The organism is Streptomyces sp. NPDC002577, assembly GCF_053594815.1.
This window is the reverse complement of sequence record NZ_JBSFWK010000045.1, coordinates 61,725-71,486: the sequence shown is the minus strand read 5'-3', so window position 1 is coordinate 71,486 and position 9,762 is coordinate 61,725. Positions and strand designations below refer to the sequence as shown.

The window sequence follows — 9,762 nt, the reverse complement described above, 5'->3', positions numbered from 1 at the left end:
CCTGGGCCCTGCCCTGGCGCACATCGTCGAACTGCCGCTGCAAATCACGCTGCTGCTGGTACTCCAGCAGCGCCTCACGGGCCTGGGACCACTCCCGCGGCGACCGCGCCGACTCCTGCTGCGCGATCGTCCGGCGCCGCATGATGTCGGACTCGGGATCGGACTGCGCCAGCCGGTCCAGGCGCTGCTGAACCTGCTCGTGCCACTCCAGGTCCCTCTGCAGCGCCTCCCGCACCGTCGGGTCACTGACCGTGGCCAGCTCCCGGCGCACCTGCTCCACCCCCGAATCGAAGGACCGCAGGCCGTTCTCGGACACCACCTCGACCGGGAGGTGACGCTCGACGAAGTCGGTGTACTCCTTCAACTGGCTGTCCACCAGAACCGGGCTGCCCGTCCGCTGCGCCCGCTCCACAGCCTCCACCCGGGAACGCCAGACCTCCTCGCTCACCCCCAGATCGCGCAAAGGGGCAAACCCGTTCTCCACATGGGCGCGGAAGTCCGCCAGCCGCTGGTCGAGAACCTGGTGTTCGACAGTCGTCCGGAAATCGTGCAGACGCCGTGCCGCCTCACCCCAGTCGCCCGAACCGGACGCCTCGCGCACCGAGTCGGCCTTAGGCCGCCACTCCGTCTCCGGCAGCCCGGCCAAACGCGCGATCTTGCTCAACTCGTTGACACGGCTCTCCACCTGCTCCCGCAGCGGAGGCAGCTGTGTGCCGGGAACGGACGGAAGGTCGGTGACCAGCACGCTGGGCGACGGGTCCGGCAACTCCGACGCATCGAACGGCCTCGGAGCATCCGGCAGATCGAGTTCCTCCTCGCCGGGACGCTGCCCGGCCGGGTGCTCCTCGGACACCTGCCCCGAGTGCTCCTGGGGCACCTGCCCGGTGTGTTCCTGAGGCACCTGCCCCGGGCGCTCGAGGGTGCCCGGCCGGCCCTCGCCCGGAATCGCGTGCTGCAGCATCTCGGGCGAGAACGACGCGTCGAGCTTCGGCACCTCGACGTGCTCCGGCGATCCCCCACCCCGCAGCGTGTGGCCATGAGAGATCGCCCCGCCCAGCCCACCGGCGGCGGTACCCAGCCCGAGGTCCTGGTCGGTACCGAAGATGAGATTGCTCGCCCCGGTCGTGGTCAGACCGGTCAGAGCACCGTGGCTGACATTGCCGAGGAAGGACTTGGAGAACCCCGGGGCCAGGTGGCGCATGATCTGCCCCAGCCCACCGCCGAGGGCCCCGCCCAGCGCACCCATCTCCGCCGCGCCCTTGGTGAGGCTCAGGTCCCAGTGCGTGCGGTCGCCCTTCAGGAACTGGATGACCTGCACCGCGACATCCATCCCGACCTGCATCACGATCGACGACACAACCGCAATGAACAGCTCCCGCAGGATGATCTGAATCGCAAACCGGCCCGCCGCAACCACGGCCGGAATCCCCGCCGCACCGAACAACGTGGCCGACAAATACGCGATCTCCGCAGCCATCCACGCCAACTGCAGGATAATCATATACTTCGCGTACTCGATCTCCAGCGCAATGTTCTCGGCCATCTCACCGAGCTGCGCAGCCGACATCGCCATCGCGGGCAAGGTCTGACTCAGCTGATTGACGAACTGCCCGAACTGATCCGCCGGAGCCCCGGCCAGACTCTCGAACGTCGCGGCGGTCGCCGGATTGAGCTCACCGATGAGCTGATTGATCTCCTGCGCCGTCGTATTCCACACCGCACCCAGTTGGGCGAGCCTGTCCTCGTTCCCCGTCGGAAAGTCCTGCCCGACGGTGATCTTGGCAATAGGGCCCAATTCCGGTGGAATCATAATGCTCATGACTTACTGGGCCTTTCCACCGGACATCCCAGGTCAGCCGCGCGGGGTGCCGCGGCTGTGCGAACCACCGGACGCTCGGGTCTCCGGGACGGAACCCGTGTGGGTGTCGTTGGTACCGCGCTCGAAGCTGCGGGCGGCCGACGTGTTCTGGTCCTCGGTCGCGTGGAATCCCTTCGCCATCGTCTCCAGGCCGTCGGCAGTGCTGTCCAGCACGTCGACGACCCCCAGCAGCCCGCTGATCATCTGGTCCCGGGGGGTGAGGTACTGCTCCTCGAAGGACTTGCCCATCGGGTCGTCGCCCCAGCAGTTGCCGAGCTCGTCGAGGCGCGTCTGCAACCGGGTGACGACCTGCCTCATCTGGTCGGAATAGGCCCGCACGTTGGGAGCGTTCTTCGCCAGACCGTCGGGGTCCACCGCGAAGTAATTGGATGACACTGCGACCTCCTTCTCACATCAGCTCAGCGGGGAGAGAACTCAGGGCTTCGGGGTTTCGTCAGGCGACCGGAGGCCGCGCAATGCGGGGACCGGCCCCTCGGCCGGGACGGCCATGGGCGACGTACTCGCTGACCTCGTCCGCCATGGGCGGCGCCTCCGGCAGCAGTCCGCCCAGATCGGCCTTGCCCTGGAGCAGGTCGGCGGCGGACATCCCCGCGGGAAGGTGACCGGACAGCACCTCGGCCACCTCCGCCATGACGGTCGTCCGGGCCTTCTGGATGGTCGAGAGGAGCATCTGGGAGAGCTCCACGGGAGCCATGCGCTTGTAGGCGCCGGTGGGGAACTCGATCTCGGTGACCTCGCCCTGCGAGTTCACGGTGACCTTCAGAGCCTGCCGGGGAGCCGTCGCACTCGCCTTGACCTCACGCATCCTGCGCTGCAGTTCGCCGACCTGCGCCCGCTCCCTGCGATACGCGCCCAGCAGTTCTTCTATGTGCTGGTCGTACGGACTACTCGACACGATGCTCCTCTCCGGCCTGTTGTGACGCCCCCTGGCACGGCGCGCTCCCGCGCCCGTCACGCAGCGTCGTCGAGGACAGAAAACATCCCGCCCAGGGCTTCCCAAAACTGATTCAGCCGATCATGACCTGACGGACACCGACTTCTGCCCCAACGAACAGGTGTGGCGGAGGCGGCGGGAGATCCCGGCGCACTCCGCCACACCTTTGAGGCGATACGGTCAGCCGAGCGCGTCGGCCTGGTCGGGAGCGGCGCCCCAGGAATCGGCGCCCTGCCTCAGCAGGTCGGCGATGCCGCGGCTGCTCTTCGCCTCGTCGCCGTCACCCTCCGTGTCCTCGGCCTGCTCGTCCTCCTCCTCGTCATCAGGCACTTCCGCGGTGCTGAGCAGCATCCCGGCGTACCCGGTGACCGGCATCGGCAGTTCCTCGGCGGCTGCTGCCTGGGAGCGGTCGGGCCGCCAGGTGGCCAGGCCCGGGCCGGTGACCGGCTCGGCGGAGGCGTGGTCCGAAGCGGGGCGCTGCGGGAGGCCGAGCCCGGCGGCGAAGGCCGCGCCGTCCTCGTCGCTCCACCCCGGTGCCTCCGCCGCGGCGACCGCGCCCTCCTCCTCCGAGCGCTCGACCTTGTCGGCGCCGACTCCGGCCTCGGAGACCGCGCCGTCCTCGTCGCTCCATCCGTCGTCGTCGCTGAGGACGTACTTGGGCTGGAGCTCTTCCTCCTCCTCGTCCTCGGTACGGCGCCCGTCGACCGCCCACAGCATCGCGGGGTCGGCGGCCTCCCACGCGCTGGTGTCCTCCGCGGCCTCCGCGCTGGAGACCACCGCGACACGGTCCTCGGCAACCTCGTCCGACGCCGCGGAGTCCGCGCCGCTCAGAGTCGCCCCGCCGCCCGGTGCCCCCTGCGTCTCGCTCGGCAGGCCCTCGAGTTCGGGATCGGCCCAGCCGTTCTCCGTCTCCAGCAGCAGGCCCGAAGCGTCCGAGCGCTCGTCGCCGCTCCGGGGGGCGCCTCCGGGCATCCCGTACGGCGGCATCATGCCGCCTTCCCGAGCGGCCGCACCCTCGGCTGCCGCCGCCTCGCCGAGAGCGGCCTCTTCGGCACCCTGCTCCGCGCCGGCAGCAGCCGAGCCCGCGGCGGGCACCGACACACCACCGACGCCCACGCGAGACGCGGTCGGCAGCGCACCCGGACGCACCGGGGTCACCTCGCCCGCACCGCTCCCCCGCACCGCCGGCGGCACCGGCGGGGCCGGCTGGACCGGCTGGACCGACCCCGGCTGCGGGACGGGCAGCGGAATCGGAGCGGGGGCGGGCACCGCGTCGTGGTCGTGGTGCTCTCCCGGCGCGGGTACGTCGGCACCCGTCACGCCCGGAAGCGTCACACCGCCGCTGGCGCCGACGTTGGGCGGCACCGCCACACCGGTGCCCGGATGCACCAGTCCAGGACCACCCGCGGTCGTCCCGCCGACCGGCGCGACCTCGCGCTCCCCGGGCACCTCACCGTGCCCGTCAGCCCACGGCTCGACGCCGCTCGACACGAGTCCGGAAGCGTCGGACCGATGCTCGTCCTTCGGCGCACCGCCAGCTCCGGGCGCCATGGGCATGAACGGCATCCCGGCACCAGCACCGGTTCCCTCCGCGACCGAGCCGGAGGCCGGAGCCTCACCCAACGACACACCACCGGCGCCAGGCACCCTCATTCCACCGTCGGCGTCATGGTCCAGCGACTCGGACGGCATATGGGACACAGAGCCACCCGGCAACGACGCGTGCGGCACGGAACCAGTCGGCAACGACGCGTGCGGCACAGACCCACTCGGCACAGACACGTGCGGCACAGACCCACTCGGCAACGACGCATTCGGCACAGACTCGGTCGGCACAGACCGACCAGGCACGGATCCGGTCGGCAACGACCCACTGGGCAACGGCATCACCGACCCCGGAACCTGCCCCGTCGGCACCCCACCAGCACCCGTACCGGGCGTCACCAGCCCAGGCCCACCAGCAACCGCACCCGACGACGGCGACACCTCACCCGTAGCCGGCGGCTCAACACCCCGACCCGACCACGGCTCCACACCACCCGACACCAAACCAGACGCATCGGACCGGCTCTCATCCTTCGGCACACCACCAGCACCAGGCGCCATCGGCATGAACGGCATCCCCGCACCAGCACCAGGCGCCCTCGACGACGACCCACCCGAACCCGAACCCGGGGTCCCCAACAACGACACCCCACGAGCGCCAGCACCGGTACCGGGCGCCCTGACACCGCCAGCGGCACCATCGTTCAGCAAGTCAGACGGCATATGAGACACAGAGCCACTAGGCACGGACCCCGTCGGCACAGGCCGGCTGGGTACGGTCCCGTTCGGCAACGACGCATTCGGCACAGATCCGGTCGGCACAGAACGGCTGGGCACCGAGCCGTTCGGCAACGACCCACTGGGCAACGGCATCACCGACCCCGGAACCTGCCCCGTCGGCACCCCACCAGCACCCGTACCGGGCGTCACCAGCCCAGGCCCACCAGCAACCGCACCCGACGACGGCGACACCTCACCCGTAGCCGGCGGCTCAACACCCCGACCCGACCACGGCTCCACACCACCCGACACCAAACCAGACGCATCGGACCGGCTCTCATCCTTCGGCACACCACCAGCACCAGGCGCCATCGGCATGAACGGCATCCCCGCACCAGCACCAGGCGCCCTCGACGACGACCCACCCGTACCCGAACCCGGAGTCCCCAGCAACGACACCCCACCGGCACCCTTACCAGCACCCGAGCCCGGCGACGTCACCCCACCCGCGCCGCCATGACCCAACAAATCAGACGGCACACGAGACACAGGAGCACTCGGCACCGACCCCGTCGGCACAGACCGGCTAGGTACGGTCCCGTTCGGCAACGACGCGTTCGGCGCAGACCCGGACGGCACAGAACGGCTGGGCACCGAGCCGTTCGGCAACGACCCACTGGGCAACGGCGTCACCAGCCCAGGACCACCCGCAACCGCACCCGACTTCGGCGACACCTCACCCGTAGCCGGCGGCTCAGCACCCTTCCCCGACCACGGCTCGACGCCACCCGACACGAGCCCGGAAGCATCGGACCGATGCTCGTCCTTCGGCACACCACCAGCACCAGGCGCCATCGGCATGAACGGCATTCCGGCGCCAGCACCAGGTGCCTTCGACGATGGCCCACCCGAGCCCGAGCCCGAGCCCGAACCCGGAGTCCCCAGCAACGACACCCCACCGGCTCCCTTACCAGGACCCGAGCCCGGCAACGTCACCCCACCCGCGCCACCCTGACCGAGCAAATCAGAAGGCACGCGCGACACAGGACCACTCGGCACCGAGCCAGTCGGCACGGACCCCGTCGGCACAGACCGGTTGGGCACGGTCCCGTTCGGCAAAGACGCGTTCGGCACGGATCCAGTCGGCACAGAGCGGCTGGGCACCGAGCCGTTCGGCAACGACCCACTGGGCAACGGCGTCACCAGCCCAGGACCACCCGCAACCGCACCCGACTTCGGCGACACCTCACCCGTAGCCGGGGGTTGAGCGCCCTTCCCCGACCACGGTTCCACGCCACCCGACAGCAGCCCGGAGGAGTCGGAGCGGTGCTCATCCTTGGGCGCACCGCCGGCTCCGGGCGCCATCGGCATGAACGGCATTCCGGCCCCAGTCCCGGGCGCCTTGGAGGACGGCGCTCCCGATCCCGGGGTCCCCAGCAGCGACACGCCGCCGGCACCCTTGCCGGTCCCCGTGCCCGGCAGCGTCACCCCACCCGCGCCGCCCTGATTCAGCAGATCAGACGGCACACCGGACACAGGGCCACGCGGCACAGACCCAGTCGGCACCGACCCCGTCGGCGCAGACCCGTTCGGCGTCATCTTGCTCGTAGGCGGATTCGACGAGAGGGACACGGGGTTGATACCCGTGCGGCCGCCGCCGGTCGGCAAGGTCACGCCACCTGCGCCAACCGTGTTCGTGTTGGGCGGCGTGACCCCATCGCCGCTGTTGTTCAACAGGTCTGACGACATCGGCGTCGGAGTGCCGAGTTTGGGCGCCGTACCCCCGCCCGCAGCGCTCTTGCGCTGGTTGGCCGAGTTGGTCCGCAATGGCAGCACAGGACTGACGGGGCCCGTCGTCGGCGACGATCGCCCACCGGCGGAGGGGTTGGACGCGAGGGAAACGGGATTGATGGTGCTCGGGCTGGGCTGCGTGCTCCCCTTGCCGCCGTTGTTCAGCAAATCCGACGGCACCCGCGACGGAACGCCGACAGTCGGCGACGAAGTGGTGCTCGTGGTCTTGGTGCTGGGCGCAGTCGGCAAGGTGCTCTTGGGAACAGAGCCCGGGTTGAGGGCCGCGTGCATCGCGGGGTTCAGTTTCCCGGGGTTCAGTGTCGTGGGGGCCGGTGCGGGTGACGGCGTGGTCGACGGCAGTGGTGAGTTCACCGGCGTCGAAGCCAGCTTGGTCGGCTTCACCGGCGAGTTGGTCGGCAACGTCATCCGCGAAGGATTCGTCACCGACGAATTGTTTGGCGCATTCACCGGCCTCGAAGCGAACTGGGGAGATTTCCCCGGCGAGTTGCTCGGCAATGTCAACTTCGAAGGATTCGCCACCGGCGAGTTGCTCGGCAACGTCAACTTCGAAGGATTCGTCACCGGCGCATTCACCGGCGAATTCACGGGCAGATTCCCCCGCGGACTCGGCACAGGCGCAGGCGCAGGCGCGGGAGTGAAGGTCGGCGCCGAAGGCGACGGTGCCGGCTGAGGCGTCCGAGGGCTGTTCGGCAGAGTCGGCAATGTCGGTGACGGAGCGTTCGGCACAGTCGGCGACTTGAACTGCGTGATCGGCCCTTGGCCCACCGCGATGGTTCCGGCCGCAGGAACACGCTGCGTCGTATTTTTGGGCTGCTTGAGGGTAGAGGGGTCCGGCTGGGGGATGTTGGTGCCCGAACCGCTGAGCGGAGACGTGATGTTCGTCGTTGAGACCTGGTTCAGGGTGCGCGTCTCGCCGGAGTACTGCCCGGCCAGCGTGTGCAGCACCTTGCGCATGTCGTCCGTCATCATCCGAACGATCTCCGGGCTCTGACTGACCGGGATGAGCCCGTTTTTCATCGGCTTGATGCCGATGTTCAGCGCCTGCTGCCCGTACCAGTTGTCGATGGTGACGATGTTCGCCTGGGCCACCGCGAGGTTGTTACCGGCATCGACGAGGGTCTGCGCGACCGACGAGCCCATGCTCCCGCCGGACAGCGCGTTGACGCTGGAAGCCACCTGCTTGGAGAACGTCTGCATCATGGTCATGAAGGAATCCGCCGCAGTGCCCTGCCACGGCGCGTCCTTGTGGCCGGCCAGCGCGTTGGCCTGCGCGACGATGTTCTCCGACACCATTTGCAGGACTTCTTGCACGAACTGGAACGCGTCACCGGCGTCGTAGAGGCTCTGCGGGTCGGCCACGGTGTGCGCCCGGTCCCGTTCGCTCCCCTGGGACATGTTCGAGCCACCGACGATGACCGCTTCGATCTGCTTCCAGTCCCAGTTGTCGTAGTCGTTCGAGGACCCCATGATGGAGTTGTTGCCGAAGATCCCGGAGGTGTTCGACTCCTGGGTGGTGGGGCCGTTGTTGTAGTCCTTCTTGGGGTGCTTCGCCATGGCGTCGACGCTCTCGTTCGTGCCTGCATGGGCAAACGCCTAGAGCGGCGTCAGGTCAAAAGACACCTGACGCCGCCACAGGCAGCCGTATAGCTTGTTGTCATCCCCCAGAGCCGATCTTGGTGAAATCGCTCTGCGCGGACTGAAACGCGTTGTTCAGATCCTCGGCGGTCATCTTCGACTCTTCTTCGACGGTCTTGTACTTCTGACTCAGCAGGCGCGCGCCGGAGCTGATGTCTGCCAGACCCTGGCCGAGATCGTGAAGAATCTTGAGGTAAGTGTTCTGGAGCCCCGAGTCACCGTTGGCTCCGCAGGAGACCTGCCGGAGCATGTAGGCGTCGTAGAAGGCTCCGGGATTGACCCTGTGGAGCTCCAGGAGCTTCTGGTACGCCTGCTTCACCGGCTCTGCGAGCTTGTCCATGTTGTCGGCGAAGAGCTCCATGGACGGCGTGTCGACCGAGGTCCTCCGCCCGCTGCCCGAACCACCCGGAACCGGCGGCGGCGTGGGGTCGTGCTTCTCCGGTCCGGGCCGTGTGTGCGGCGCGTGGAACGTCGTCGGGTCCCACTCCTTGGGCGGGTCGTGCTTCACCGGCACCTTCTTGTGCACCGGCGGCATGTACGCGCCCGGCATCAGCGATTCCAGATGGTGTAGCCGGCCCTCTCGCCATCGGCGTAGTGGCCGATGATCTCGGTCAGCGCGTTCTGGGCGTTGGCGGCCTGCGTGGTCATGTCGGCGGCGGCCTGGGCCCAGACGTTCCGCTGGCTGTCGAACTCGTCGCGCGCGCCGCTCTCCCACTCGGTGATGGCCTGCAGCGTGCCGGTCTGCAGCTCCTGCAGGAAGTCGTTGATCGCCGTGGAAATCTTGCTCATTTCCGCGACCGCGCCCTCGAGGCCGTCAAAATGAAGACTGTAGTCTGCCATGTTCTTCTCCTGTCCGTGAAAGGCGACTTTTTAGAAGCCGGGGAGCGTCGTCGGGGCGTGGATTCCAGCGGCGGCCTGCTGGGCCTTCTGGATGGTCGCCTCGTTCGTCTGGGTCAGCACGTTGGTGTTCTGGGTCAGGGCGTTCTCCATGCCGTTGAGCACCGAGATCACCTTGTAGAAGTCGGTGAGCCAGTTCTGCAGCGCCCGGTCGAACGCCTGGAACGCCTGGCCGGTCCACACGGCCTGGACGTTGCCGACCGTCGTGGACATCGCCTTGTACTGGCTGTCGAAGTTGGCGACGCCATTCGAGAAGACGTTGATGGCCTTCTGGAGTCCGGCAAGGTCGACCTGCGTCATATTGCCTGCCATCGAGCCCTCCTTTTTCGTGTCTCATGTT

Annotated in this window: 9 protein-coding genes; 2 read left to right on the top strand and 7 right to left on the bottom strand. The window is 68.4% G+C overall.

The window, feature by feature from the left end; all coding sequences use genetic code 11:
* The 4 genes from ACWD4J_RS35920 to ACWD4J_RS35905 all read right to left on the bottom strand — a co-directional run.
* The coding region (locus ACWD4J_RS35920) for a WXG100-like domain-containing protein (RefSeq protein ID WP_451399701.1) at positions 1-1,819 on the bottom strand (1,819 nt) is incomplete at its 3' end.
* A gap of 33 nt (positions 1,820-1,852) precedes the next feature.
* A complete protein-coding gene (locus ACWD4J_RS35915; RefSeq protein WP_451399700.1) occupies positions 1,853-2,254 on the bottom strand; it encodes a WXG100 family type VII secretion target in 402 nt (133 codons plus the stop codon).
* 58 nt (positions 2,255-2,312) lie between these two features.
* Positions 2,313-2,774: a YbaB/EbfC family nucleoid-associated protein gene (locus ACWD4J_RS35910; protein WP_451399699.1), complete on the bottom strand. Its 462-nt coding sequence runs from the start codon at positions 2,772-2,774 to the stop codon at positions 2,313-2,315.
* Positions 2,775-2,993: 219 nt separating this feature from the next.
* Entirely contained in the window at positions 2,994-4,364 is a 1,371-nt protein-coding gene (locus ACWD4J_RS35905; protein WP_451399698.1) for a hypothetical protein, read from the bottom strand.
* A gap of 2,413 nt (positions 4,365-6,777) precedes the next feature.
* Here ACWD4J_RS35905 and ACWD4J_RS35900 point away from each other — a divergent pair.
* Together ACWD4J_RS35900 and ACWD4J_RS35895 are read left to right on the top strand one after the other, a co-directional pair.
* Complete coding sequence (locus tag ACWD4J_RS35900) at positions 6,778-7,560, top strand: hypothetical protein (protein WP_451399697.1); 783 nt, start codon at positions 6,778-6,780, stop codon at positions 7,558-7,560.
* Positions 7,561-7,890: 330 nt separating this feature from the next.
* Positions 7,891-8,229, top strand: a complete 339-nt coding sequence (locus ACWD4J_RS35895) for a hypothetical protein (RefSeq protein WP_451399696.1) — start codon at positions 7,891-7,893, stop codon at positions 8,227-8,229.
* A 315-nt stretch (positions 8,230-8,544) separates the two neighbouring features.
* Here ACWD4J_RS35895 and ACWD4J_RS35890 read toward each other — a convergent pair whose 3' ends face one another.
* Genes ACWD4J_RS35890 through ACWD4J_RS35880 form a run of 3 tightly spaced genes read right to left on the bottom strand, consistent with a single transcriptional unit; the run spans position 8,545 to position 9,734 of the window.
* The gene (locus ACWD4J_RS35890; protein WP_451399695.1) at positions 8,545-9,075 is read right to left on the bottom strand and encodes a hypothetical protein; all 531 of its coding nucleotides are present in this window, start codon (positions 9,073-9,075) and stop codon (positions 8,545-8,547) included.
* Positions 9,075-9,365 carry a WXG100 family type VII secretion target gene (locus tag ACWD4J_RS35885; protein ID WP_451399694.1) on the bottom strand — a complete coding sequence of 97 codons (291 nt, stop codon included), beginning with the start codon at positions 9,363-9,365 and terminating at the stop codon, positions 9,075-9,077. The genes ACWD4J_RS35890 and ACWD4J_RS35885 overlap by 1 nt, the downstream gene beginning before the upstream one ends.
* A gap of 30 nt (positions 9,366-9,395) precedes the next feature.
* On the bottom strand, positions 9,396-9,734 hold the full coding sequence (locus ACWD4J_RS35880) for a WXG100 family type VII secretion target (protein WP_451399693.1): 339 nt from the start codon (positions 9,732-9,734) through the stop codon (positions 9,396-9,398).
* Positions 9,735-9,762: the final 28 nt, after the last annotated feature.

Excerpts from the sequence above, each read along its gene's own strand:
- ACWD4J_RS35890 (WP_451399695.1), bottom strand. The coding sequence starts at position 9,075 with ATGCCGGGCGCGTACATGCCGCCGGTGCACAAGAAGGTGCCGGTGAAG.
- ACWD4J_RS35895 (WP_451399696.1), top strand. The coding sequence starts at position 7,891 with ATGAGCCCGTTTTTCATCGGCTTGATGCCGATGTTCAGCGCCTGCTGC.
- ACWD4J_RS35885 (WP_451399694.1), bottom strand. The coding sequence starts at position 9,365 with ATGGCAGACTACAGTCTTCATTTTGACGGCCTCGAGGGCGCGGTCGCG.
- ACWD4J_RS35880 (WP_451399693.1), bottom strand. The coding sequence starts at position 9,734 with ATGGCAGGCAATATGACGCAGGTCGACCTTGCCGGACTCCAGAAGGCC.
- ACWD4J_RS35905 (WP_451399698.1), bottom strand. The coding sequence starts at position 4,364 with ATGGCGCCCGGAGCTGGCGGTGCGCCGAAGGACGAGCATCGGTCCGAC.